18 protein-coding genes are annotated in these 26,590 nt (G+C 70.0%); 17 read left to right on the forward strand and 1 reads right to left on the reverse strand.

From position 1 onward, the window contains the following. Window positions 1–126: 126 nt before the first annotated feature. From IA22_RS0101995 to galU, 14 genes are all read left to right on the forward strand, one after another. Entirely contained in the window at window positions 127–1,146 is a 1,020-nt protein-coding gene (locus tag IA22_RS0101995; protein WP_015577137.1) for a rod shape-determining protein, read from the forward strand. A 119-nt stretch (window positions 1,147–1,265) separates the two neighbouring features. Beyond that, window positions 1,266–2,312, forward strand: a complete 1,047-nt coding sequence (mreC, locus tag IA22_RS0102000; RefSeq protein ID WP_015577136.1) for a rod shape-determining protein MreC — start codon at window positions 1,266–1,268, stop codon at window positions 2,310–2,312. Window positions 2,313–2,323: 11 nt separating this feature from the next. Then, entirely contained in the window at window positions 2,324–2,986 is a 663-nt protein-coding gene (mreD, locus tag IA22_RS0102005; RefSeq protein ID WP_014156296.1) for a rod shape-determining protein MreD, read from the forward strand. A gap of 76 nt (window positions 2,987–3,062) precedes the next feature. Then, entirely contained in the window at window positions 3,063–5,237 is a 2,175-nt protein-coding gene (mrdA, locus tag IA22_RS0102010) for a penicillin-binding protein 2 (RefSeq protein ID WP_014156297.1), read from the forward strand. Continuing rightward, window positions 5,237–6,430 carry a rod shape-determining protein RodA gene (gene rodA / locus IA22_RS0102015; protein WP_014156298.1) on the forward strand — a complete coding sequence of 398 codons (1,194 nt, stop codon included), beginning with the start codon at window positions 5,237–5,239 and terminating at the stop codon, window positions 6,428–6,430. Before mrdA ends, rodA begins: the two co-directional genes overlap by 1 nt. A 51-nt stretch (window positions 6,431–6,481) precedes the next feature. Beyond that, on the forward strand, window positions 6,482–8,011 hold the full coding sequence (locus tag IA22_RS0102020) for a CYTH and CHAD domain-containing protein (protein WP_030122567.1): 1,530 nt from the start codon (window positions 6,482–6,484) through the stop codon (window positions 8,009–8,011). Between the two features lie 50 nt (window positions 8,012–8,061). After that, window positions 8,062–9,987, forward strand: a complete 1,926-nt coding sequence (locus IA22_RS0102025) for a TIGR03960 family B12-binding radical SAM protein (protein WP_015577133.1) — start codon at window positions 8,062–8,064, stop codon at window positions 9,985–9,987. Window positions 9,988–10,409: 422 nt separating this feature from the next. Then, window positions 10,410–11,189 (forward strand): TIGR03936 family radical SAM-associated protein, encoded by a 780-nt coding sequence (locus IA22_RS0102030; RefSeq protein WP_014156301.1) that lies wholly within the window; start codon window positions 10,410–10,412, stop codon window positions 11,187–11,189. Window positions 11,190–11,418: 229 nt separating this feature from the next. Beyond that, entirely contained in the window at window positions 11,419–15,627 is a 4,209-nt protein-coding gene (locus IA22_RS0102035) for a ribonuclease E/G (protein WP_030122568.1), read from the forward strand. Window positions 15,628–15,970: 343 nt separating this feature from the next. Next, window positions 15,971–17,089, forward strand: coding sequence for a DegT/DnrJ/EryC1/StrS family aminotransferase (locus IA22_RS0102040; RefSeq protein ID WP_014156303.1), 1,119 nt, complete (start codon window positions 15,971–15,973; stop codon window positions 17,087–17,089). Next, window positions 17,086–18,108 (forward strand): Gfo/Idh/MocA family protein, encoded by a 1,023-nt coding sequence (locus tag IA22_RS0102045; protein WP_030122569.1) that lies wholly within the window; start codon window positions 17,086–17,088, stop codon window positions 18,106–18,108. Before IA22_RS0102040 ends, IA22_RS0102045 begins: the two co-directional genes overlap by 4 nt. Beyond that, a complete protein-coding gene (locus tag IA22_RS0102050) occupies window positions 18,105–19,733 on the forward strand; it encodes a glycosyltransferase family 2 protein (protein ID WP_030122570.1) in 1,629 nt (542 codons plus the stop codon). Before IA22_RS0102045 ends, IA22_RS0102050 begins: the two co-directional genes overlap by 4 nt. After that, the gene (locus tag IA22_RS0102055) at window positions 19,730–21,013 is read left to right on the forward strand and encodes a nucleotide sugar dehydrogenase (protein ID WP_030122571.1); all 1,284 of its coding nucleotides are present in this window, start codon (window positions 19,730–19,732) and stop codon (window positions 21,011–21,013) included. Before IA22_RS0102050 ends, IA22_RS0102055 begins: the two co-directional genes overlap by 4 nt. 81 nt (window positions 21,014–21,094) lie before the next feature. Beyond that, the gene (galU, locus tag IA22_RS0102060) at window positions 21,095–21,988 is read left to right on the forward strand and encodes a UTP--glucose-1-phosphate uridylyltransferase GalU (RefSeq protein WP_030122572.1); all 894 of its coding nucleotides are present in this window, start codon (window positions 21,095–21,097) and stop codon (window positions 21,986–21,988) included. An 80-nt stretch (window positions 21,989–22,068) separates the two neighbouring features. Here galU and wecB read toward each other — a convergent pair whose 3' ends face one another. After that, window positions 22,069–23,157, reverse strand: a complete 1,089-nt coding sequence (wecB, locus tag IA22_RS0102065; RefSeq protein ID WP_030122573.1) for a non-hydrolyzing UDP-N-acetylglucosamine 2-epimerase — start codon at window positions 23,155–23,157, stop codon at window positions 22,069–22,071. Between the two features lie 243 nt (window positions 23,158–23,400). On the opposite strand from wecB, the gene IA22_RS0102070 reads away from it, so the two are divergent. The 3 genes from IA22_RS0102070 to IA22_RS0102080 are packed head-to-tail and all read left to right on the forward strand — an operon-like array spanning window position 23,401 to window position 26,517. Beyond that, the gene (locus tag IA22_RS0102070; protein WP_051694753.1) at window positions 23,401–24,555 is read left to right on the forward strand and encodes a glycosyltransferase family 4 protein; all 1,155 of its coding nucleotides are present in this window, start codon (window positions 23,401–23,403) and stop codon (window positions 24,553–24,555) included. Window positions 24,556–24,564: 9 nt separating this feature from the next. After that, entirely contained in the window at window positions 24,565–25,113 is a 549-nt protein-coding gene (locus IA22_RS0102075) for a hypothetical protein (protein WP_030122575.1), read from the forward strand. A gap of 21 nt (window positions 25,114–25,134) precedes the next feature. After that, the gene (locus IA22_RS0102080; protein WP_030122576.1) at window positions 25,135–26,517 is read left to right on the forward strand and encodes a glycosyltransferase; all 1,383 of its coding nucleotides are present in this window, start codon (window positions 25,135–25,137) and stop codon (window positions 26,515–26,517) included. Window positions 26,518–26,590: the final 73 nt, after the last annotated feature.

The raw sequence follows: 26,590 nt of genomic DNA on the forward strand, positions 1-26,590 counted from the left end.
TCCGTGCATACGGCACTACGATGGAAGCTTCCACGCCCGCAGCGCCAACCTCGCCTACCTGGAACAAGCCATTCTTCGCTTCTTGGGAAGGCCCGACGCATCCTCATGGGGAACAAGGGGAACTCAATGTCGTTCATCGGCCGTGACATGGCTATCGACCTCGGGACTGCCAACACGCTGGTGTACGTCAGGGGGCGCGGCATCGTTCTGAACGAGCCGTCCGTCGTGGCCATCAACACCAACACCGGCGGAATCCTGGCGGTCGGCTCCGAGGCCAAGAAGATGATCGGCCGCACGCCGGGCAACATCGTTGCCGTGCGGCCCCTGAAGGACGGCGTGATCGCCGACTTCGAGATCACGGAGCGCATGCTCCGCTACTTCATCCTCAAGATCCACAAGCGCCGCTACCTGGCCCGCCCGCGAGTCGTCGTCTGTGTGCCCTCCGGCATCACAGGGGTCGAGCGACGCGCCGTCATCGAGGCGTCGACGCAGGCGGGTGCGCGGCAGGTGCACATCATCGAGGAGCCCATGGCCGCGGCCATCGGCTCGGGTCTGCCCGTCCACGAGGCCACCGGCAACATGGTCGTCGACATCGGTGGCGGCACCACCGAGGTCGCCGTGATCTCGCTCGGCGGAATCGTCACTGCCCAGTCGATCCGGGTCGCCGGTGACGAACTGGACAACGCGATCATCCAGCACGTCAAGAAGGAGTACTCCCTCCTCCTCGGTGAGCGCACCGCCGAACAGATCAAGATCACGATCGGCTCGGCGTTCGAGATGGAGAAGGACGAGCACACCGAGATCCGTGGCCGCGACCTCGTCTCGGGCCTGCCCAAGACCGTCGTCATCTCCGCCACCGAGGTCCGCAAGGCCATCGAGGAGCCGGTCAACGCGATCGTCGACGCCGTGAAGACGACGCTCGACAAGTGCCCGCCGGAGCTCTCGGGCGACGTGATGGACCGCGGCATCGTCCTCACCGGCGGCGGCGCGCTCCTGCGCGGACTCGACGAGCGGCTGCGCCACGAGACGGGCATGCCGATCCACATCGCCGAGGACCCGCTCGACTCGGTGGCCCTCGGATCCGGGAAGTGCGTCGAGGAGTTCGAGGCGCTCCAGCAGGTGCTGGACGCCCAGCCCCGGCGGTAGGCAGCGACGTTCCGCCGTACGGGCACTGCCGTCCCGTACGGCGGAACACCGCTATGACAGGCACCAACATTTCGCATACAGGCACGAACATTCCGACGAGGAAGGCACGGCCGCCGCACGTGAGGGACACACGAGAGAGCCGGCTGCTCCTGGTGCTGCTGATCGCCATCGCATTCGCCCTGATCACGGTGGACATCCGCGGTGGCGAGGAGTCACCGGTGGACGGAGCCCGGCAGGCCGCGGCCACGGTCTTCGGACCGGTCGAGAACGGCGTGGCGGCGGCGGTGGACCCGGTGGGCAACGCCATCGGCGCCGTACGCGACTCCGGTGACCGGCACGACCGGATCGCGGCCCTGGAGCACGAGAACGCCGCGCTGAAGACGAAGCTCGGCAGCGACGACCGCAACACCAGCAAGGTCCGCCAGCTCGACACCATGCTGAAGAGCGCCGGGGCCGGCCAGTACGGCATCAAGGCCGCCCAGGTCATCGCCATAGGAGCGGCCCAGGGCTTCTCCTGGACCGTCACCATCGACGCCGGGGCCCGTGACGGCCTCCAGCGCGACATGACCGTACTGAACGGCGAAGGGCTCGTCGGCCGGGTCACCACCGTCGGGCCGAACACCGCGACCGTCCTGCTGGCCAACGACCCCGACTTCACCGTGGGCACCCGGCTGGAGAAGACGGACGAGCTCGGCTTCGCCAAGGGGCAGGGGGCCCGGCCGCTCTCGGTCCAGTTCCTCAACGGCAAGGCCGACGTGAAGAAGGGCGACCGGCTGGTCACCTTCGGGTCCAGCAAGGACAAGCCCTTCGTCCCGGGGGTCCCCGTCGGCGAGGTCGTCCGTGTCGACCCCTCGGGCGGCGACCTGACCCGGACGGTCTACGTCCGCCCGTTCGTCGGCTTCACCAAGCTCGACATCGTGGGCATCGTCGTCCAGGCGCCCCGCGAGAACCCCCGTGACATGGTCCTCCCCGTGCAGCCCAAGAAGCCGGAGAAGCCCAAGCCCACCCCGACGGTCACCGTCACCGCCCAGCCCAACGGCGACCTCGTCGACAGCGACGGGAAGGTCGTCGGGAACATCAACGAGAAGCCCGGCTCCTCCGCCTCCCCGAACGCCTCCGGCGACGCCGACCCGGCCGCCGGTGACGCGGCGAACGAGCAGGAATAGAGCTGATCCCCATGCGTATCAACAGGATGCTGCTCTCCGTCGCCCTGGTCGTGGTCGCCCTCGTCATCCAGGTGTCCGTCCTCGCCCGGCTCCAGCTCCCCGGCGCCACGCCCGACCTGCTGCTCCTCGTGGTCCTCGGACTGGCCTTCGTGTACGGGCCCGTCAGCGGCGCCCTGATCGGGTTCGGCGCGGGGCTCCTCGCCGACCTGGCACCGCCCGCCGACCACGCGGCCGGGCGCTACGCCCTGGTGCTCTGCGTCATCGGCTACGTCGCCGGCATGACGCGTCCCGACAACGGCCGGCTCAAGTCGGCCTTCACCCCGATGGCCTTCGTCGTCGTCGCGGCACTCGGCTCCACCCTGCTCTACGCCGGTGTCGGCTCGCTCGTCGGTGACACGGCCGCCCGCCACGTGGGCCTGGGCAGTCTGCTGTTCACCGCCGTCGTGTACGACCTGCTCCTCGCGCCGTTCACCGTTCCGTTGATCATGGCGCTCGCCAGACGCACCGAGAACGACCCGGTCGCCGACAGTTCCGGCAGCGGTGACGTCGCCGCCGGCTGGCTCGCCTCCGGCACCGGGCTGCGGATCGGGAACCAGCGGAACGGGATGCGCCTGAGGGCGGCCCGCAGCCGTGCCGCACGCGCAGGAAGGATCAAGGGGGTCAAGCGACTGTGAGTCCGTACCGGCACCGGACGAGCACCGGGGGCGTCCACCCCCGTACCTCCGGCCGACCCACCACCGGGGGCGCCCCGTGAGCAACATTCCGGAGACGGGCCGGACCCCGCGGGTCCAGATCCGTCTCGTCGTCATCCAGGTCCTCGTGTTCTCCCTGCTCCTGACGCTCGGCGGCCGGCTCTGGTACCTCCAGATCCGCAACGGCCAGGAGTACACCGACGAGGCCAAGAACAACCACGTCCAGCAGGTCGTGCAGCCCGCCGTACGCGGTGCCATCCTCGACGCGCGCGGGGTGCCCCTCGCCGACAACGAGACCCGCCTCGTCGTCTCCGCGAGCCGCACCGAGCTGATGAAGATGAAGGACGACGGCGTCGGCGTCCTCAACCGTCTGGCCGATGTCCTGGACATGAAGCCCAAGGACGTCCGGGACAAGGTCCGGCTCTGCGACGCAAAGACCCCGCAGCCCTGCTGGAACGGCTCGCCCTACCAGCCGATCCCGGTCACCGACGAGGCCACCACCCAGCAGGCCCTCACGATCCGTGAACGCGCCGAGGACTTCCCCGGCATCACCGCCGAGCCCACCGCCGTGCGCCGCTACGCCGCACCCGGCAAGGCCAACACCGCGCAGGTCCTCGGCTACCTCTCGCCCGTCACCGACGACGAGGTCACCAAGGCCCAGGACACCGACTCGCCCTACCTGCGCTCCGACCAGGTCGGCCGCTCCGGCCTGGAGCGCACGTACGACAAGGAACTGCGCGGCAAGGCCGGCGTCACCCGCTACGAGGTCGACAACCTCGGCCGCGTCATCGGCCAGGCCCAGAACGACGAGGCCGAAGCCGGCTCCAGCGTCGTCACCTCCATCGACGCACGGGTCCAGGCCGTCGCCGAGTACGAGCTGAACAAGGCCATGGAGACGGCCCGCAAGGAGATGGACCGCAACACCAACGAGCTGTACAAGGCCGACTCCGGGGCCGTCGTCGTCATGGAGGCCAAGACCGGCCGCATCGTGTCCATGGCGTCCCTGCCGACGTACGACCCCAACGCCTGGATCGGCGGCATCTCCGCCAAGGACTACGCGAAGCTCACCGGCAAGAAGTCCAACTTCCCGCTGCTGAACCGGGCCATCCAGGGCACCGCCGCACCCGGGTCGATCTTCAAGGTCATCTCCTCCACCGCGGCGGTCAACGCCGGATACCCGTTCAACGGGAACTACCCGTGCCCCAGCTCGTACTCCATCGGCGGGCAGGTCTTCAAGAACTTCGAGTCCCAGGGCTACGGCAGCATCAGCATCGGACGCGCCCTGGAGGTCTCCTGCGACACGGTCTACTACGGCCTGGCGCACAAGGAATGGGCGAAGGACGGCGGCAACAAGCCGAAGAAGAACCCCGCCGACTGGTTCTACAAGACGGCCCACCAGTTCGGGCTCGGCAAGGAGACCGGCATCGACCTCCCCAACGAGGTCCCCGGCCGTGTCCCGGACCGGCAGTGGAAGCAGGACTTCTACGACGTCAACAAGGCGTCCTGGTGCAAGCAGGGCAAGAAGGACGGCACGTACGTCGAGAAGATCGCGTACGAAGGCTGCCTCGAGGGCAACAAGATGCGCGCCGGTGACTCCGTCAACTACTCGATCGGCCAGGGCGACACGCTCGTCACCCCGATCCAGATGGCGACCATCTACGCCGCGATCTCCAACGGCGGCACCCTGTACGACCCGACCGTCGGCAAGGCGATCATCAGCGGCGACGGCAAGACCGTCCAGGAGATCGCGCCCCAGGCCCACGGCAAGCTCCCCTTCAAGGGAAACACCCGCGACGAGATAGACGAAGCCCTCGCGGGTGTCGCGACCCGGGGCAGCGCCGCCTGGCGGTTCGGCGGATGGCCCCAGGACAAGATCCCGATGCACGCCAAGACGGGCACGGCCGAGGTCTACGGCAAGCAGACGACCTCGTGGTTCGCCACGTACACCAAGGACTACTCGATCGTCATGACGATCTCCCAGGGTGGTACGGGCTCCGGCGCGTCCGGCCCCGCCGTGCGCAACATCTACAACGCGCTCTACGGGCTCGACGCCAGCGGCAAGCAGAACCTCAAGAAGGCGCTGCTGCCCCAGCCCCAGAAGGCACTGCCCAAGATCAAGCCGGACGGCCAGATCGTGTCGCCCAAGATCAAGCCGTACGTCCCCGCACCCGTCGACGACGGCACGCAGGCGCTTGCGGGTGCCCTGCCGGCGACCGCCGGGAGGCGTGACTGATGGCCGGATTCTCCGTCTCGCGCTACGTCCCCGAGGAACGCTCCGTCTGGGGCCGGCTCACCGCTCGCGACTCCGTCGTGCGGCGGCTGGACTGGCCCCTGCTCGGATCGTCCGTCGCGCTCTCCTTCATCGGCGCGCTGCTGGTCTGGTCGGCGACCCGCGGCCGGGACTCCCTCACCCACGGCGACCCGTACTTCTTCCTCTTCCGGCACGCGCTCAACACCGGCATCGGCCTCGCGCTGATGATCGGCACCATCTGGCTCGGGCACCGCACCCTGCGGGGAGCGGTGCCGGTCCTCTACGGGCTGTCGGTCCTGCTCGTCCTCGCGGTCCTCACCCCGCTGGGCGCCACCGTCAACGGCGCGCACGCCTGGATCCTGCTGCCCGGCGGCTTCTCGCTCCAGCCGTCCGAGTTCACCAAGATCACGATCATCCTCGGCATGGCGATGCTGCTCGCCGCCCGCGTCGACGCGGGTGACCAGCTGCACCCCGACCACCGGACCGTCGCCAAGGCGCTCGGGCTGGCGCTCGTGCCGATGGCCGTTGTCATGCTGATGCCCGACCTCGGCTCGGTCATGGTGATGGCCGTCATCGTGCTCGGCGTGCTCCTCGCCTCCGGCGCCTCCAACCGCTGGGTCTTCGGGCTCCTCGGCGCGGGCGCTGCGGGCGCGGTGGCCGTCTGGCAGCTCGGCGTCCTCGACGACTACCAGATCGCCCGCTTCGCGGCCTTCGCCAACCCGGCGCTCGACCCGGCGGGCGTCGGCTACAACACCAACCAGGCCCGCATCGCCATCGGCTCCGGCGGCCTCACCGGCACGGGGCTCTTCAACGGGTCCCAGACGACGGGCCAGTTCGTCCCCGAACAGCAGACGGACTTCGTCTTCACCGTCGCGGGCGAGGAACTTGGCTTCCTCGGAGCCGGGCTGATCATCGTCCTGCTCGGTGTCGTCCTGTGGCGCGCCTGCCGTATCGCCCGCGGTACGACCGAGCTCTACGGCACGATCGTGGCCGCCGGCATCATCGCCTGGTTCGCCTTCCAGTCCTTCGAGAACATCGGGATGACCCTCGGGATCATGCCGGTGGCCGGACTGCCCCTGCCGTTCGTCTCGTACGGAGGCTCGTCGATGTTCGCCGTCTGGGTGGCGATCGGGCTGCTCCAGTCGATCAAGGTGCAACGGCCGATGTCGGCCTGAGCGATTCACTCCGCCCTGCATATCCCGGGGCATCGCGGATAGATTCGTCATATGACGGACGCGAAGCGCGAGGTCGAGCGGAAGTACGAAGCGACTCCCGAGACCCGGCTGCCGGACCTGACCCGTGCGGCCGGGGTCTCGGCCGTCGTCCACCGGGGCCTCAGCGAACTCGACGCCGTCTACTACGACACCGTGGACCTCCGGCTCGCCGCGGACTCCCTGACGCTCCGGCGCAGGACCGGCGGTGACGACGCCGGATGGCACCTCAAGATCCCCGTCTCCGCCGACGTACGCGACGAGATCCGGGCGCCGCTCACCGACGCCCTGCCGCCCGCCCTCGGCGACCTGCTCCGCTCCCGTGTGCGCCGTACCCCGGTGGACCCCGTCGTCCGGATCCTCTCCGCCCGGGACGTCCACCACCTCCTCGACGCGGACGGCGCCCTGCTCGCCGAGCTGAGCGTCGACGAGGTCCTCGCGGAGCGCCTGACCGAGGACGGACGCGGCACGACCTCGGCGTGGACCGAGATCGAGGTCGAACTGGCCGACGACGCCGACCCCGCCCTCCTCGACGCCGTCGAGCGGCGGCTGCGCAAGGCCGGCGTCCGGCCGGCGGCCGCGCCGTCCAAACTCTCCAGAGCCCTGGCCGAGACCGCTCCGGACGAGCCCCGGCGCACGAAGAGGCGTAAACCCTCCCCGCGCACCGCCGGTGACCACGTCCTCGCCTACGTACGCCGCCAGGTCACGGCCCTCGTCGAGCTCGACCCCGCCGTACGCCGGGACCTGCCCGACAGCGTCCACCGCATGAGGGTCGCCACCCGCCGACTGCGCAGTGCCCTCAGGACGTACCGCAAGGTGCTCGACCGCGGCGTCACCGATCCGCTCCGCGACGAGCTGAAGTGGCTCGCCGCCGAGCTGGGCGTCGACCGCGACCAGGAGGTCCTCGACGCACGGCTGGGCTCCCGCGTCGCCGCGCTGCCGGAGGCCCTGGTCCTGGGGCCCGTGGACGCCCGGCTGCGGCTCACTTCCGTGGCCCGGCGCAGCGCTTCGCGCGGGCGGGCCGTCGCCGTGCTCGACGCGGAGCGCTACCTGACCCTGCTGGACGCGCTGGACGGCCTCCTCGCCGACCCGCCACTGCGCCCCGCCGCCGCGCGGAGACCGAGGGACGTCCTGCCCCGCGCCGTGCTCAAGGAGTACGAACGCCTCGCCACGCGCGTCGGGAACGCCCTGGGCCTGCCCGCGGGCGAGGAGCGCGACATCGCCCTGCACGAGGCGCGCAAGGCCGCAAAACGCGTCCGCTACGCCGCCGAGGCCGCCAGGCCGGCCCTGGGCGGACCGGCCAAGCGGTTCGCCAAGCGGATGAAGTCCGTGCAGTCGGTCCTCGGCGACCACCAGGACAGCGTCGTCGCCAGGGACGCCCTGTGCACCCTGGCCGTCCAGGCGCACGACGCGGGGGAGTCCGCCTTCACCTGGGGGCTCCTGTACGGCAGGGAGGAGGCGACGGCCCGGGCGCGGGAGCGCGAGCTGCCCGAGGTCTGGGCACGGGCGTCCCGCCCAGGACTGCGCGCGGCGCTGAAAGGCTGAGCATCGGGTTACGCTTGGTGGTCACCCCTGCCAGCTACGAAGGTCCACAGATGTCTGCCGAGTCGGTCTTCCCGCAGCTCGAAGCTCTGCTCCCGCATGTGCAGAAGCCCATCCAGTACGTCGGCGGTGAGCTGAACTCCACCGTCAAACCCTGGGACGAATGCGACGTCCGCTGGGCACTCATGTACCCGGACGCCTACGAGGTCGGACTGCCCAACCAGGGCGTCATGATCCTGTACGAGGTGCTCAACGAGCGCGAGGGTGTCCTCGCCGAGCGCACGTACAGCGTGTGGCCGGACCTCGAGGAGCTGATGCGCGAGCACAAGGTGCCGCAGTTCACCGTGGACAGCCACCGTCCCGTCGGCGCGTTCGACGTCTTCGGCCTGAGCTTCTCCACCGAGCTGGGCTACACGAACATGTTCACGGCCCTGGACCTCGCGGGCATCCCGCTGGAGTCCAAGGACCGCACCGTCGACCACCCGATCGTGCTGGCGGGCGGCCACGCCGCGTTCAACCCCGAGCCGATCGCGGACTTCATCGACTGCGCGGTCATCGGCGACGGTGAGCAGGCGGTCCTGGAGATCACCGAGATCATCCGCGCCTGGAAGGCCGAGGGCCGTCCCGGCGGCCGGGAGGAGGTGCTGTTCCGCCTCGCGAGGACGGGCGGCGTCTACGTCCCCGGCTTCTACGACGTCGAGTACCTGCCCGACGGCCGCATCGGCCGCGTCGTGCCCAACCGGTCCGGCGTGCCGTGGCGCGTGTCCAAGCACACCGTCATGGACCTCGACGAATGGCCGTACCCGAAGCAGCCGCTCGTCCCCCTCGCCGAGACGGTGCACGAGCGGATGTCCGTGGAGATCTTCCGCGGCTGCACCCGCGGCTGCCGCTTCTGCCAGGCCGGCATGATCACGCGCCCCGTGCGGGAGCGAAGCATCACCGGCATCGGCGAGATGGTGGAGAAGGGCCTCAAGGCCACCGGCTTCGAAGAGGTCGGGCTCCTGTCGCTCTCCTCCGCCGACCACACCGAGATCGGTGACATCGCCAAGGGCCTCGCCGACCGTTACACGGACGACAAGATCGGGCTCTCGCTGCCCTCCACCCGCGTCGACGCGTTCAACGTGGACCTGGCCAACGAGCTGACCCGCAACGGCCGCAGGTCGGGCCTCACCTTCGCCCCCGAGGGCGGCTCCGAGCGCATGCGCAAGGTCATCAACAAGATGGTCTCGGAGGAGGACCTGATCCGTACGGTCGCCACCGCGTACGGCAACGGCTGGCGCCAGGTGAAGCTGTACTTCATGTGCGGCCTGCCCACCGAGACCGACGAGGACGTCCTCCAGATCGGCGACATGGCGGTCAACGTGATCGCCAAGGGCCGTGAGGTCTCCGGGCAGAACGACATCCGCTGCACCGTCTCCATCGGCGGCTTCGTGCCCAAGCCGCACACCCCGTTCCAGTGGGCCCCGCAGCTGAGCGCCGAGGACACCGACGCCCGGCTGAAGAAGCTCCGGGACAAGATCCGCGACGACAAGAAGTACGGCCGCTCCATCGGCTTCCGCTACCACGACGGCAAGCCCGGCATCGTGGAGGGACTGCTCTCCCGCGGCGACCGCCGCGTCGGCTCCGTCATCCGCGAGGTCTACGAGTCCGGCGGCCGTTTCGACGGCTGGCGCGAGCACTTCAGCTACGACCTGTGGATGAAGAGCGCCGAGAAGACGCTGCCCGCCTTCGGCGTGGACGTCGACTGGTACACCACCCGCGAGCGGACCTACGAGGAGGTCCTGCCCTGGGACCACCTGGACTCCGGCCTCGACAAGGACTGGCTCTGGGAGGACTGGCAGGACTCGCTCGACGAGACCGAGGTCGAGGACTGCCGCTGGACCCCCTGCTTCGACTGCGGCGTGTGCCCGCAGCTCGACCTGGACATCCAGATCGGCCCCACGGGCAGGAAGCTCCTGCCGCTGACCGTCGTGAAGTAGGCCCCTCCGAGTGACAGCCCGGTGACGAACGCCCGGCCCGGGAGACCCCGGGCCGGGCGTTCGCGTCACCCCGGCGCGAACGGGACGCGCCGCCCGCGCCGCCCTGGCCGGAGCCCGGCTTACGCCCCGCTCCGCCCGCCGGGACGCCTGGCGCGCACCGGTCGGAACACCGCAGGCCACGGACGGGCGGGAACTCGGAGGGTCCGCTGCGCGTACCCTGGGTAGGACAAGGACTGTCCCCAGCGCGGCGCCCGCGCCCGAGATCTCCCCGCTCACCGGCAAAACCGTCGGCGGGGGTGAGCCGGAGCGGCACCCCGGGGCACCCCGAACTTCGTGGGTGGCACGCCGACGCGGCCGCCCCGCACCGAGGAGAAGAACCACTGGGCAAGCGACAGCCCGAAGGCCCGCCGCCCGCACCGGCGGTGCAGCGCATCCGACTGCGCTACACCAAGCGGGGCCGCCTCCGGTTCACCAGTCACCGAGACTTCCAGCGTGCCTTCGAGCGGGCGCTGCGCCGCTCCGAGGTGCCCATGGCCTACTCGGCCGGTTTCACCCCGCACCCGAAGGTGTCGTACGCCAACGCCGCCCCCACGGGGACGGGCAGCGAGGCCGAGTTCCTGGAGATCGCCCTCACCGAGGCGCGGGATCCCGACACCCTCCGCGCACTGCTCGACGCGTCGATGCCCGACGGCCTCGACGTCGTCGACGCCGTGGAGGCCAGGACCTCCGGCCTCGCCGACCGGCTGACCGCCTCCGTATGGGAGATGCGGCTGGACGGCGTGGCGGCCGAGGACGCGGAGAAGGCCGTCGTCGCCTTCATGGACGCCGAGACCGTCGAGGTCCAGCGCCGTGCCAAGAACGGCGTGAGGACCTTCGACGCCCGTGCCGCCGTCGTCGATCTGCAGGCCCTTGATCCACAGCCTGATAGGTCCGGGGACAAGCCCTGTGCGATACTGCGGCTGGTAGTACGGCACGTGACACCTGCCGTGCGACCCGACGACGTCCTGTCCGGTCTCCGAGCCGTGGCCGACCTAACGCCGCCGGTCCCCGCAGCGGTGACCAGGCTGGCGCAGGGGCTCTTCGACGAGGAGTCCGGCACGGTGACCGACCCGCTCGCGCCCGACCGCGAGGCAGCCCCGGCCGTTACCACGGCCGATCCGGCCGCCGCCGCGACGGCGCCTGAAGGTGCAGGTTCCGCGTAAGGCGGTCGTTGTAGCGCAGCCCTTGGACTCGGGAGCCACCTGGGTCGGGCCGCGCACCGCCCCATAAGACTTTCGCCAGGCCGTGCGTAGCGCGTACGGAACCGGCGAGCCAGACATCAGCTCCCGTGCGGCGCCCGCGCCCCGGACGGCGGTATCGCGTACATCACGCGCATCGCGTCGGACCGGAACAAGGCGCGGCGCCCGGGAGCGCGACGGGAGAACCGCCCGCATGCACGAGCCGAACGAAGCCGGTACCACCGGAAACCCCGCGAACGCGGAGGACAACAACGCCCCCGGGGACAAGCTGCCGCCGCGCCGCAGGCGCCGCGCCGCGTCCCGCCCCGCGGGCCCGCCGTCGGGCGCGCCGGGTGCGGCTGCCCCCGAGGACGTCACGCCCGCCGCACCGGCCGCCGACGCCGGAACGGCGGAGGCCGAGGCCGCGCCGCCGGCGCGTCCTCGTCGCCGTGCGGTCCGCAAGGCGACCGCCCCGGCGGGTGCGCCGCAGGCCCCCGAGGTCGTGGAGCCGGTCGCCGAGACCGCTCCGGCCGAGGAGGAGGCCGAGGAGACCACCGAAACGGTCGAGGCCGCGCCTCCGGCGCGTGCCCGTCGTCGTGCGGTCCGCAAGGCGACCGCCCCGGCGGGTGCGCCGCAGGCCGCCGAGGTCGTGGAGCCGGTCACCGAGACCGCACCGGCCGAGGAGGAGGCCGAAGAGGCCGAGGAGACCGTCGAGGCCCCCGTCGTGGAGGCCCCCCGCGGCCGCCGCCGTGCCACGCGTAAGGCCACCTCTCCCGCGGGTGCGCCCCGGTCCGCCGAGACCGTCACGCAGGACACCGCCGCGACCGAGCCCGTGAAGGCCCCCGAGGCCACGGCCGAAGAGGCCGCCGAGCCCGTGGCCGCCCCGCGCGGCCGTACCCGCCGCCGTGCTTCGGCCCCTGCCGGTGCGCCGCAGGGTGCGCAGACCGCCGAGGCCCCGGCCGAGATCGTCGCCGAGCCGGTGAGCGAGCCCGCCGCCGAGCCCGCCCGCGCCGAGCCCGCCCGCGCCGAGCCCGCCAGGAACGAGGAGGCCGACGAGGCCGCGCCGCCGGCGCGTACCCGTCGCCGCGCCTCCCGCAAGGCGAGCGCGCCGGCCGGTTCCCCGCAGCCCGCCGAGGAGGTGGCCGAGGTCGCCGCAGAGAAGGCCGAGAGCCTTCCCGCCGCCGTCGCCGAGGAGCTGGCCACCGAGACCGAGCAGGTCGAGGAGGCCGCGCCCCGAGGCCGTCAGCGCCGCCGGGCCACCGCCGCCGCGGGCCGTCCCGAGTTCACCGGCAAGGCCGAGGAGCCCGCCCGTAAGGGCCGTCGTGCCACCCGCCCCGCAGTGGCCGTGTTCCAGGCCCCGGTCTTCGCCGAGCCGATGTTCCAGACCCCGGAGACCGCCGCCGCCGCGGCGGCGGCCGCGGGCCCCGCCACGGCGTACGACGAGAGCGACGAGACCGAGGAGCAGCTGACCGCCGAGCGCGCGCCGCGCAAGGCCGAGCAGACTGCCGAGGTCGCCCCCGCCGAGTCCGAGTCCGGCTCCCAGGGCGGTTCGCGCCGTCGCCGCCGCCGTCGGGGCGAGGCCGTCGAGACCGAGCCGGCCGCCACCCCGGTCACCCTTCCGGCCGAGCAGCCCGCCGTCACCGCCGAGGACGAGCAGGAGTCCGAGGCGGACGCCGAGCACGAGGGCGACGAGACGGACGAGTACGGGGACCGGCCCTCGCGCCGTCGCCGTCGTGGTGGCCGCCGTCGCCGTCGAGGCGAGGCCAACGACACGGACGACGCGGAGCAGCAGGACGACAGCGCCGCGGACCACTCCGAGGACGAGGCGCAGCAGTCCCACGACGACGACGAGGACGACGAGCACGAGTCCGCCTCGGGCTCCAGCAGCAGCCGTCGTCGCCGTCGCCGTCGCCGCCGCAGCGGTGACGCCTCCGGTGAGGACACGGCCACGGGCACGGACGACCCGGAGCGCACCGTCGTCAAGGTCCGCGAGCCCCGCAAGAAGGAGGCCGAGCGCGAGCCCGGCACCGGCTTCGACGAGGTCCAGTCCATCAAGGGATCGACCCGGATGGAGGCCAAGAAGCAGCGCCGCCGCGAGGGCCGTGAGCAGGGCCGCCGCCGCGTCCCGATCATCACCGAGGCCGAGTTCCTGGCCCGCCGTGAGGCCGTCGAGCGCGTCATGGTCGTCCGCCAGAGCGGCGAGCGCACCCAGATCGGCGTCCTCGAGGACAACGTGCTCGTCGAGCACTACGTCAACAAGGAGCAGGCGACGAGCTACGTCGGCAACGTCTACCTGGGCAAGGTGCAGAACGTACTGCCGTCCATGGAGGCCGCGTTCGTCGACATCGGCAAGGGCCGCAACGCCGTCCTGTACGCGGGTGAGGTCAACTTCGAGGCGCTCGGCATGGCCCACGGGCCGCGTCGTATCGAGACCGCGCTGAAGTCCGGCCAGTCCGTCCTCGTCCAGGTGACGAAGGACCCGATCGGCCACAAGGGCGCCCGCCTGACCAGCCAGGTCTCGCTGCCCGGCCGTTACCTGGTCTACGTGCCCGAGGGCTCCATGACCGGCATCAGCCGCAAGCTGCCCGACACCGAGCGCGCCCGGCTGAAGACCATCCTCAAGAAGATCGTTCCCGAGGACGCGGGCGTCATCGTGCGGACCGCCGCCGAGGGCGCGAGCGAGGACGAGCTGCGCCGTGACGTCGAGCGGCTGCAGCAGCAGTGGGAAGAGATCCAGAAGAAGGCGAAGAACACCAGCAGCTCGAACGCGCCGACGCTGCTGTACGGCGAGCCGGACATGACCGTCCGGGTCGTCCGGGACATCTTCAACGAGGACTTCTCGAAGGTGATCGTCAGCGGTGACGACGCCTGGGAGACCATCCACGGCTATGTCTCGCACGTGGCGCCGGACCTGACGGACCGCCTCTCGCGCTGGACGTCCGAGGTCGACGTCTTCGCGACGTACCGCATCGACGAGCAGCTGATGAAGGCGCTGGACCGCAAGGTCTACCTGCCGAGCGGCGGCTCGCTGGTGATCGACAAGACCGAGGCGATGGTCGTCGTCGACGTCAACACCGGCAAGTTCACCGGGCAGGGCGGAAACCTCGAGGAGACCGTCACCAAGAACAACCTGGAGGCGGCCGAGGAGATCGTGCGCCAGCTGCGGCTGCGCGACCTCGGCGGCATCGTGGTCGTCGACTTCATCGACATGGTGCTCGAGTCCAACCGGGACCTTGTCCTGCGGCGGCTCCTGGAGTGCCTGGGACGCGACCGCACGAAGCACCAGGTCGCCGAGGTCACGTCGCTGGGCCTGGTCCAGATGACCCGCAAGCGGGTGGGCCAGGGCCTGCTGGAGTCCTTCTCCGAGACCTGTGTCCACTGCAACGGGCGCGGTGTGATCGTCCACATGGAGCAGCCCACGTCCACGGGCGGCGGTGGCGGCAAGAGGTCCAAGAAGCGCGGCCGCGGCGCCGGGCACGAGCACGAGCACGGCCAGGAGCACGCGCACGCCGAGCAGCCGGCCGAGGTCGGGACCGAGACCGAGGCAGAGGTGGCCGCCGAGGTCGCCGCCCCGGTGGCCCTGCCCGAGCCGGAGTTCGTGGCCGACGAGGAGCTGTACAGCAGCCCGGCCGAGGCCGAGGCGGCGGCGTCCCGCGGCCGTGGCCGCCGGCGCGCGACCCGCAAGGCGACGGCTCCGGCCGGCGCTCCCGCCCGCGCTGCCGAGACCGCTCCCGCTGCCGAGACCGCTCCGGCGGCCCCGGTTACCGAGGAGAAGCCCCGGTCCGAACCGGTCACCGAGGCCCCGGTGGAGGCACCCGCCGCCCCCGAGGCCGAGGCCGCGCCGGCCCGGACGCGCCGCAGGGCGACCCGCAAGGCGACCGCTCCGGCGGGCTCGCCCAAGCAGGCCGACGTGACGCCTCCGGTGCAGCCGGCCGAGCCCGCGACGGAGCCCGTCGCCGTCGAGGACCCGGTCGTCGAGGCCCCAGCGGCCCCGGCGCCCGCACCCTCGGAGGACACGAAGGCGCCCGAGGCCCCGGCGGCCGACGAGGAGTCCGCTCCCGCCGCACCGCCGCGTGCCCGTCGCCGGGCGACCCGCAAGGCCACCGCTCCGGCCGGTTCGCCTGCCGGAACCGAGGAGGCGTCGGCCGTGGTCGTCGCAGCCACCGGATCCGACACGCCGGACTCCTCGGATGCCGGACAGACGGAATCGGAAGCGCCGGTCAAGAAGACCGCGGCGCGGAAGACCGCCAAGAAGGCAACGGCCAAGAAGGCACCGGCCAAGAAGACCGCCACCAAGACGGTCGCGAAGAAGGCCACGGCGAAGAAGACGACGACGAAGAAGGCGGCGGCGAAGAAGACCGTCGCCACCGAGCAGTCGTCGCCTTCCGTGACGGTTTCGGCCCCGGCGGCCGACTCCGACTGATTCGCCTGCCGGGCATTCCGTAACCGGTTGTTCATCGATCCGTGTCCCGCCCCGAAGCCTTCGGGGCGGGACACGTGCTTTGTTTCAGAACTGATGCAGTAGCCGGTTAACGGGCCCGAAATCACCTGAGAAATCCCTGATAATGTGACGGCGGTCGCTGGCTGTGAAGTTCCCGTATGGGAACTACGGTCGGTGACCGGCCCGGTTCAGGACCGACCGGGCCCAGTTTCCTCGGTAGGGCGTCGGCATTCGCGCCGGCGGGGTTATGCGCGGCCTCGTGAGACGTCCCGCACCCCAGATCTCTGCCTGTGAAGAGCTCTTGCGGTGTTCAAGGAGGACGTCCATGACGAGCATCAACGAGCAGCCGATTCCTGCTGCCCGCCCGGTCATCGGTGAAGAGGAGATCGAGGCCGCGGTACGTGTGCTGCGCAGCGGTCGCGTGGTGCAGGGCCCGGAGGTAGCCGCCTTCGAGGAGGGCTTCTCCGAGCTGGTCGACGGCCGCCACTGCGTCGCCGTCAACTCCGGTACCTCCGCGCTGCACATGCTCCTGCTCGCCCTGGGCATCGGTCCGGGCGACGAGGTGATCGTCCCGTCCTTCTCGTTCGCCGCCTCCGCCAACGCCGTCCGACTCGTCGGCGCCGACGTGGTGTTCGCCGACATCGAGCCCGGCAGCTTCGGCCTGGACCCGGCCGCCGTCGAGGCAGCCGTCACCCCGCGCACGGCCGCCGTCATGCCGGTGCACCTCTACGGTCACCCGGCTGCCATGGACAAGCTCATGCCCATCGCCGCGAAGCACAAGCTGGCCGTCGTCGAGGACGCGTGCCAGGCGCACGCCGCGGCCCTGAACGGCACCCCCGTCGGCGCGTTCGGCGAAGGCGGAACGTTCAGCTTCTACCCGACGAAGAACATGCACGCCCTCGAGGGCGGCATGGTCACCACGGCGGACGCCGAACTCGCCCGCACCCTGCGCCTCCTGCGCAACCAGGGCATGGAGCAGCGGTACGCCAACGAGATCGTCGGTGCCAACATGCGCATGACCGACGTGGCCGCCGCCGTCGGCCGCGTGCAGCTCACCAAGGTCGGTGGCTGGACCGAGCAGCGCCGCGCCAACGCCGCGTACCTCGACGCGCACATCACCGCCGCGAACGTGACGAAGCCGCCGGTCGCCGAAGGCGCCCGCCACGTCTACCACCAGTACACGATCCGGGTGCAGGGTGACCGTGAGGCGGCCATGGCCAAGCTCACGGAGGCGGGCATCGGCAACGCCGTCTACTACCCGACCCCGATCCACCGGCTGAAGCCGTACTGGGAGCCGGACCAGAAGGCCGGCCGCAACTGGGACCTGCCCGAGACCGAGCGGGCCGCCGCCGAGGTCGTCTCGCTCCCCGTCCACCCGTCGCTCGGCGAGGGTGACCTCGAACGCATCGTGAACGCAGTGAACGCACTGGGGGAGAGCCTGTGAGCACCGCCGTACTGCGGGCCGGCCTGATCGGCCTCGGCTCCATGGGGCGTAACCACGCCCGGGTCCTCGCCGGCCTCGAAGGCGTCGAACTGGTCGGCGTCGTCGACCCGATGGGCGACAAGAACGGCTGGGCGCAGGGCGCCCCCGTGCTGTCGGCCGTCGACGAGCTCATCGCGCTCGGCATCGACTACGCGGTCGTGGCCTGCCCGACCGCCCTGCACGAAGAGGTCGGCCTCCAGCTCGCCGACGCGGGCGTCTGCGCCCTGATCGAGAAGCCGCTGGCCGACACCGTCGAGGGCGCCCGCCGCCTCGTCGAGGCCTTCGAGTCACGCGGCCTGGTCGCGGGCGTCGGGCACATCGAGCGCTGCAACCCGGCACTGCGCTCGCTGCGCAGCCGACTGGAGGCAGGCGAACTCGGCGACGTCTTCCAGGTCGTCACCCGACGCCAGGGCCCCTTCCCGCACCGCATCGCGGACGTCGGCGTGGTCAAGGACCTGGCCACGCACGACATCGACCTGACGGGCTGGGTGACCGGCCGTACGTACGCGTCGATCGCGGCCCACACCGTCTCCAAGTCCGGCCGTCCGCACGAGGACATGGTCTCCGCCGTGGGCCAGCTCTCCGACGGGACCATGGTCAACCACCTGGTCAACTGGCTGAGCCCGCTCAAGGAGCGCTTCACGTCGGTCACCGGCGAGCGCGGCTGCTACATCGCCGACACCCTCACCGCGGACCTCACGTTCCACTCGAACGCGGCGGTGACCACCGAATGGGAGGCGCTGCGGGCGTTCCGCGGTGTCTCCGAGGGCGACATGATCCGTTACGCGATCCCGAAGCGGGAGCCGCTGCTGGTCGAGCACGAGCTCTTCAGGGACGCGGTCCGGGGCGAGGCGGCCGACATCTGCACGCTGCGGCAGGGACTGCGTACGGTCGAGGTGGCTGCCGCGGTACTGGAATCCGCGTCGGCCGGTCACTCGGTCCGACTGGAGGACAGAGAGACCGAGGGCGTGGCCAATTGACCGACCCTGATGTTTCCGTGGTCGTGGCCGTGTACAACACGATGCCATACCTCACCGAGTGCCTGAACTCGCTCGTGGGGCAGAGCATCGGTGTGGACCGACTTGAAGTCATCGCCGTGGACGACGGATCCACTGACGGGAGCGGTGCGGAACTGGACCGCTTCGCGGCGGAATACCCGGGCACCGTCAAGGTTCTCCACCAGGAGAACTCCGGCGGTCCGGCAGCGCCGAGCAACCGTGCCCTGGAGGTGGCCACGGGGCGGTACGTGTACTTCATCGGTTCCGACGACTACCTCGGTCCGGAGGCGCTGCAACGCATGGTGGAGTGTGCGGACAAGCACGGCTCCGACGTCGTGGTGGGCAAGATGGTCGGCACCAACGGTCGTTACGTCCACCAGGCGCTCTTCAAGAAGAGCGATCCGGACGTCAGTTTCTACGACTCGGCGCTGCCCTTCGCGCTGGCGAACACCAAGCTCTTCAGACGTGCGCTGGTGGAGGAACATGGACTGCGCTTCCCCGAGGACCTGCCGGTAGGGAGCGACCAGCCCTTCACCATCGAGGCGTGCGTCCGCGCACGGAAGATCTCCGTGCTCGCCGACTACACCTACTACTACGCGGTGAAGCGCGGGGACGCCAGCAACATCACCTACAGGGCCAACCACCTGTCCCGGTTGCGCTGCACGGCTGCGATCATGAGGCATGCGTCCTCGCTCGTGGCCGCGGGCCCGCAGAGGGACGCGCTCTTCAAGCGGCACTTCACCTGGGAGCTCGCAAAGCTCATCCAGGACGATTTCCCGACGCTGGACCCCGGCACACAGCGCGAGGTCTGTGACGGGATCGCGACGCTCGCCGACGACTACCTCACGGATGAGCTCAGGGACTCCTTGGACGTCACACGCCGGGTGCGGATCTGTCTCGCCCAGGTCGGCGCGGTCGATGAGTTGGTACGGGCCATCACGGAGGAGGCGGGGCACGGCGCTCCGCCCTTCTGGATCGAGGACGGCCGGGCCTTCGCCATGTACCCCGGTTTCCGCCGTGCCGCACCAAGGCTTCCCGACCGGCACTACGAGCTGGTCGGCGAGTCCGTGGCCGGGCGGCTGGCTCAAGGGACCGAGCTGGTCGATGCCGAGTGGGACCAGTCCGGGGACGACCTGCACCTGGTCCTCACCGCCCGGGTGGGTGTCCTGGGTGACACCGGCTCCCTCACGGTGCGTCTGGCCAAGGGCGCCATGCCGAAGAGTGCGGACAAGCCCGGTGCTCGCCGGTTGCCAGTTGGTCACGAACTTTCATTGCCGGAGGGGGAGTTCACTCTCGCTGTGAGTGGCGACGGTCAGGCGACCACGGTGCGTGGCCGGATCCCGGTCCGTGCCGCGAAGGCCAAGCTCGGCGTCCGCCTGTACGTGGACGTGGCAGGCTCGACTTACGAGATCCCGGTCAAGACCGGTGGAGAGCCGCTGCCCCTGGCCCGCCGCTGGCGGCAGGCGGTCCCATACAGGGTGTCGGCGAACCAGAACCCCAAGGGCCGACTGGTGATCACCACGGCGCCCCTGTGGGAAATCAAACCTGGCGCGGGCAAGCGGCTGCGCCACATGCTGTCCAGGCTGAAGAGGAAAGTAACCCGATGAACATCTGTGTAGTCGCGCTCGGCAAGATCGGCCTTCCGCTCGCCGTGCAGTTCGCGGCCAAGGGCCACAAGGTCATTGGCGCGGACGTCAACGAGAAGGTCGTCGAGCTGGTCAACGCGGCCACCGAGCCGTTCCCCGGCGAGCACGACCTGGACGTCCAGCTCAAGGAGACCGTGGGAGCGGGCCTCCTCTCGGCGACCACCGACACCACCGCCGCGGTCGCCGTGTCGGACGCCGTCGTGGTCGTCGTCCCGCTCTTCGTGGACGCCGAGGGCACCCCGGACTTCGGCTGGATGGATGCCGCGACCAAGGCCATCGCCGCAGGCCTGAAGCCCGGCACCCTCGTCAGCTACGAGACCACGCTGCCGGTCGGCACCACTCGCACCCGTTGGGCGCCGATGCTCGCCGAGGGTTCGGGTCTCACCCCCGGGCGCGACTTCCACCTGGTCTTCTCCCCGGAGCGGGTGCTCACCGGCCGTGTCTTCGCCGACCTGCGCCGCTACCCCAAGCTCGTGGGCGGCATCGACGAGGCGTCCTCGCAGCGTGGCGTGGAGTTCTACGAGGCGGTGCTCGACTTCGACGACCGTGAGGACCTGCCGCGTCCGAACGGCGTCTGGGACCTCGGTACGGCGGAGGCCTCCGAGCTTGCCAAGCTCGCCGAGACCACCTACCGCGACGTCAACATCGGTCTGGCCAACCAGTTCGCCCGGTTCGCCGACAAGAACGGCATCGACGTCAAGAAGGTCATCGAGGCCTGCAACAGCCAGCCCTACAGCCACATCCACCAGCCGGGCATCGCCGTCGGCGGCCACTGCATCCCGATCTACCCGCGGATGTACCTGTGGAACGACCCGGAGGCGACCGTCGTGCGCTCGGCCCGCGAGGCCAACGCCGCGATGCCCGAGTACTCCGTGGACCTGCTGGCCGCCGCCTACGGCGACCTGGACGGCGTCGGTGTGCTGGTGCTGGGTGCCGCCTACCGAGGCGGAGTCAAGGAGACCGCCTTCTCCGGTGTCTTCGGCGTCGTGGAGGCGCTGAAGGCCCGTGGCGCCGTGCCGTTCGTCTCGGACCCGATGTACACGGCCGACGAGCTGACGGCGCACGGCCTCGTGCCGCACGAGGAGCAGACCGTCACCGCCGCGATCCTCCAGGCTGACCACGCGGAGTACCGCGAGTTGGCCTCCGCCGACCTCCCCGACGTCCGCGTCCTGGTCGACGGACGCCGCACGACGGACCCGGCCAACTGGGCCGGTGTCCGCCGCGTCGTCATCGGCGGCTGAGCCCGTCCGTTCCGTACAGGAGGCCCCGGCGCCCGGCGCCGGGGCCCTCTCGTTGCCCAGGAAAGCGAGCATCGGGCACACATGATCAAGAAAGCTGTCATCCCCGCCGCAGGTCTCGGGACGCGTTTCCTGCCGGCCACCAAGGCCACGCCCAAGGAAATGCTCCCGGTCGTGGACAAGCCGGCCATCCAGTACGTCGTGGAGGAGGCCGCCGCAGCTGGTCTGTCCGACGTCCTGATGATCACCGGTCGTAACAAGCGTCCCCTGGAGGACCACTTCGACCGCAACTACGAACTGGAGTCGGCCCTCACGCGCAAGGGCGACGCCGAGCGGCTGCTGAAGGTCCAGGAATCGAGTGAACTTGCCACGATGCACTACGTGCGCCAGGGGGACCCGAGGGGACTCGGACATGCGGTGCTCTGCGCGGAACCGCACGTCGGGGACGAGCCGTTCGCAGTACTTCTCGGAGACGACCTCATCGACCCCCGCGACCCGCTGCTGGCCCGGATGATCGAGGTCCAGGGGCGTGAAGGCGGCAACGTTGTCGCGCTGATGGAAGTCGCCCCTGAGCAGGTGCACCTGTACGGCTGCGCTGCCGCCGAGAGGACCGGTGATCCGGACGTCGTCCGGATCACCGGGCTCGTCGAGAAGCCCGATCCTGCGGACGCCCCGAGCAATCTCGCGGTGATCGGCCGGTACGTGCTGGACCCATCCGTGTTCGGCGTCCTGAACCGGACGGAACCCGGCAGGGGGGGCGAGATCCAGTTGACCGACGCCCTGCAGGAACTGGCAGGCGACGAGAAGCTGGGCGGGCCGGTCCACGGGGTCGTCTTCGACGGGCGGCGCTACGACACAGGGGACCGAGGCGACTATCTGCGGGCCATCGTGGGACTGGCCTGCGAACGCGAAGACCTTGGCCCCGGTTTCCGGAAGTGGCTCCGTCACTTCGTCGCGGATGAGATGGCCAGGGACTGACCGGCGTCGGTGCCTGCCCGGGACCCGTGACGCGCGTCGTTCCGACGGGCGCGGACGTACTCGCGTCACGGGGCTTCGGGTCAGCGGCGGTGGCGCTCCAGAAGCGCGACCACGTGCTCGGCCGCCTTGCCGTCGCCGTAGGGCAGGCCGCGGTCCGTGGCCGGGGTGGGGCGCAGCGCGATGTCGGCCCATGCGGAGGCCGAGAGCTGGTGCGGGTCGGGAACCAGCTGGTTCCAGTCACCCTCAAGCGTCTCCACCCACTCGGTCTCCGGACGGATGGTCGTGCAGACGCGGTCCAGGAGGAAGGCCTCCTTCTGTAGTCCGCCCGAGTCCGTGACCACACCGGCGGAGCCCATGACCGCGGCCACCAGACCGGCGTAGGGGAGCGGCCTCCCGGCGTGCAGGGAACCGCGGTTCAAATCGATACCGTGTTCCTCGGCGCGTGCGACGAGGCGGGGGTGTGCCAGCAGAGCCACCGGCACGGGCAGAGCTGCCAGCGAGTCGAGCAGTGCCGCGAGCCGCTCAGGGGAGTCGGTGTTGTCAGGCCGGTGGAGGGTCGCCAGCAGGTAGGGCGCGCCCGGGTCGATGCCCTCCGGCAGCACGGGCTTCGGGTGCTCACCGGCCGTGACCGCGTCCCGGATGCGCAGACATACATCCACCATGACGTCGCCGGCCAGCACGGAGCGCTCGGACAGCCCTTCGCCGGCGAGGTGGCGCATGGCCTCCTGTGTCGGGGCGAGGAGGAGGTCGGCCGCGTGATCGGTGAGGATGCGGTTGTGCTCCTCCGGCATCCGGCGGTTGAAGGAACGCAGGCCGGCTTCCAGGTGGGCCACCGGAAGGTGCATCTTGACGGCGGAGAGCGCACCGGCCAGCGTCGAATTCGTGTCCCCGTACACCAGAACCCAGTCGGGCCGTTCGGCTTCGAGCACCGGATCCATGGCCGTGAGTACTCCGCCGGTCTGAGTGCCGTGGCTGCCGGAACCGATGCCGAGGTGAACATCCGGGTCGGGGATGCCCAGGCCGGAGAAGAAGACATCGGACAGGTCCGCGTCGTAATGCTGGCCTGTGTGCACGATTACATGCTGATGCCCGGTTCCGGCGAACGCTGCAGCGATCGGCGCGAGCTTGACCAACTGAGGGCGCGCCCCGACGACGCTAAGGACCTTCACGGTGTTTGTGCTCCTTGCAGAGATGGATACCGGCAGGCTACGTGTTTTACAGGGTGCCGCTCGACGCAACTGCGGGCGAGACGCGATTACTGTTGGGAATCGCCCCGATGATAAAGTGTCTTCCTACCGGTTGTGCTAGGGAAGAAGTCAAAAATGAGTGAGGCAGCGTCTCGGGACGCGGCTGTTGTCACGCCGTGGTACCCCTCGCGGCAGCTGCCTTTCCGAGGGGCGTTCGTCCAAGCCATGGTCGACGCGACCGCTCCGGGCTGCGACAGCATGGACGTCTATCACTGCGACACCTGGGTTTCCCGGATGGACCAGCACACCGTGGAAGTGGTGGAAGCCGCCAACCGTACCCTGGCCCCTCTCGCTGTCCGGTCGGTGCCGACCGTGGGGGGTGCGCAACTCGTGCATCTCGCCGTCACCACTCCGCGTTCGCAGCAATTCGGGCCACTGGCCCGAAACCATGAACGACAGTTGCGTGCGGCTCTTGGTGGCAAGCCCATCGACGCGCCCGTGGTGCACGCACATGTCGGGCTTCCCGGAGGGTGGGCGGCCCTGCAGAACGCCCGCCCCGGGGCCCGTGTGTTCGTCACCGAGCACGCCACCTACTTGGACCGCGTGCTGGCCGAACCGGAAGCACGCGCCCTGTACGACGAGCTCCTGCACCGGGTCGACGGCTTCTTCGCCGTCGGTGACCCGATCCGGAATGTGCTCGCTGCGGAGTTCCCGCACCACGCGGACAAGATCCAACAGATTCCCAACCCGATCTCGTTCGACACACAGCGCGCCGCACCGGTCACCGCTCTGCAGCGGTGGCTCTTCCTGGGCGGCCTGATCCCGCGCAAGGGTGTCGCCTGGCTGATCGAGGCCTTCGCTCAATGCCACGCCAAGGATCCCCAGCTGAAGCTCACCATGGTGGGCGAGGGTGAGCTGCGGGCGCAGCTCACGGAGCGGGTCGCGGAGCTGGGCCTTTCCGACTCTGTCGAATTCCTCGGAGCCGTTCCGCCCGCGCAGGCGCTGACGCTGATGCGGGAACACGATCTCCTGGTGCACCCCAGCCGTTACGAGACGTTCGGCATGACCGTGGTGGAGGCGGTGGCCGCGGGCATGCCGGTCCTCGTCACCCGGTGCGGCGGCCCCGAGGAGACGCTCGCCGGCATAGAGGAAGATGCCGGCGAACTTATCGACGTCGAAGAGAACGCGGAGTCGATCAGCGAGGGCTACTGGAGGCTCCGCGAGCGTTTCGAGCGCGGCCTGGACCTGCGTCACGCCCAAGAAGTCCTGGCAGGCCGCTACGGCTACGAGGCCGTTGCTGAAGCTCATTACCGGCTCTGGTTCCCCGCATCGGCTCAGGGCCGGAGCGAGGGTACCGAATGCGCCGGCGCCCTCGATTGATGGAGTGACATGCAGGTTCTGTTCCTGGCCCTGGACGGATCGCGGAAGCGCGCCGTGCTGGAGGAGTCAGCCGAGGCCGTGTCGAACGGTGCCCGGGTCATGGTGGTCGTAGGTAAGAAGCAGGCTTGGGCCGGTGCCCAGTTCGCGCCCGGAGTCGTGGTGACCACGCTGGCCGCGCTGGAGGCACGCCATCTGCCGAGGCGGGTGGAGCACGCAGTGCTCTACAGGGCGCCGCGGGCGACTGCCCGGGCCGTCGGGCGAGGGCCCTTGCGCGGCGGTGCGCGACGGGTGCTCAAGTCGTATGAGCGGGGTGTCGCCGGCAGGCTGCACCGCAAGGTCTTCGTCCCTCTCCACCGCCGGTTGTGGCCGGATGCGCGGGCCCGTATGGTTCGCGCAGTTTTCGAGGCACATGGGGGGCTCGACCTGCTGGTCGTGAGTGACGCGCTCTCCGTGCCCCGTGCCGTGCAGCTGCTGGGTGCGTGGGCGGGCAACGAGGCCGCCCCGCGAGTCTGCTACGGCCTGGATTACGACGCACCCCGAACTCTCAGCAGTCGCTGATCGCCTCCGATAGGGACTTCGATGAACAACCGTAGTGGCCGACGCCTCCGGGTACTGTATCTGGCCTTCTACTTCCCGCCGTCTCGTGCGAGTGGCGTATACCGGGCCAGGGCAACAGCTAACCATCTGGCGGCGAACGACTGGGATGTCACGGTCTGCGCCGCCCCCCTCGACTTCCTCTACGACATCATCGGATCGGTCGACGAGGGGCTTTCGGAAACGGTCGACCCTCGGATCCGTGTCGAGCGGCCCTCGCTGAATCAGTATTCGTGGCAGCAGGACCTGCGCAGCTACAGCAAGTTGCGTCGTACGTTCCCGCTCATGGCGAAGCGTTTCTACGAGTTCGGCCAGGAGAAGATCTTCCCCGAGCGTTACGCTTCGTGGGCATGGGCGTCAGTGGCCCGCGGCCTGAAGCTGCACGCCAGGAAGCGTTTCGACGTGGTCGTGGCGACCGGAAACCCGTTCGCCTCCTTCGGCGCCGCCTGGCTGTTCAACCGGCTCACCGGTGTCCCCTTCGTCATGGACTACCGCGATTCATGGACACTGGACCTGTTCACGGACGAGCCCGCTTTCCCTGAGGACCACATCGCCTGGAACTGGGAAAGGAAGTGCCTGGAGAAGGCCTCCGCCGCGGTCTTCGTGAACGAAGCCCTGCGCGGCTGGCACGCGGATCGTTACCCGGATGTGGCGGAACGCATGATGGTAGTCCCCAACGGCTGGGACGCCGACGTGATCCCTGCCGCCGGGGCGGTGGAACAGGGCGAAACCCCGATCGCCACCGACCAGCCGCAGCGGCCGCTCAAATTCGCCTACCTGGGCACACTGACCGCCAAGCAGCCGGTCGAGGAGATGGCTGACGCCTTCAAGATGGCCCGTCGGCACCCGGAGCTTGCCGACGCCGAGCTGCAGATCCATGGCCACCTTGGCTTCTTCAAGAACAGCCCGCAGTCCCTGCTCATACGCCTCGGGCTTGACGACGCCGCCCGCGAGCGCGGTGAGGAGGACACCGGTCTGCGCTACTGCGGCCCGGTGTCCAAGACGGATGTGGGCCAGGTCTACGAGGACGCCGATGTTCTGGTCTTCCTGGCCGGCGGCGGTAAGTACGTGACCTCCGGAAAAATCTTTGAGTACATGGCGTTCGGGCACCCCATCGTTTCCGTGCACGCGCCTGATATCGCCGCTCAAGACGTGCTTGAAGGCTATCCCCTGTGGTTCAACGCGAACGGTCTCGATGTGGATGCCCTGGCCGCATCAATGGTGGCGGCCGGAAAGGCCGCCAGGGATCTCACGCCGGAGCAGCGTGAAGCAGCGCGCAGGCACGCTGACATCTATACGCGAGAAGCAGTCCTCATCCCGTTCGAGGAACGGCTGAGGGAAATCGTGGGCCGTCCGGTCACGGAATAGCTCGGCAATGCCCGACGAATAGCTGATGCCCGAATCCTAATGATTCGGGCATCAGCTTTCTGCTTTTCACCGG

This window comes from Kitasatospora papulosa (assembly GCF_000717245.1).
In the GTDB taxonomy this organism is placed as follows: Bacteria; Actinomycetota; Actinomycetes; order Streptomycetales; family Streptomycetaceae; genus Streptomyces; species Streptomyces papulosus.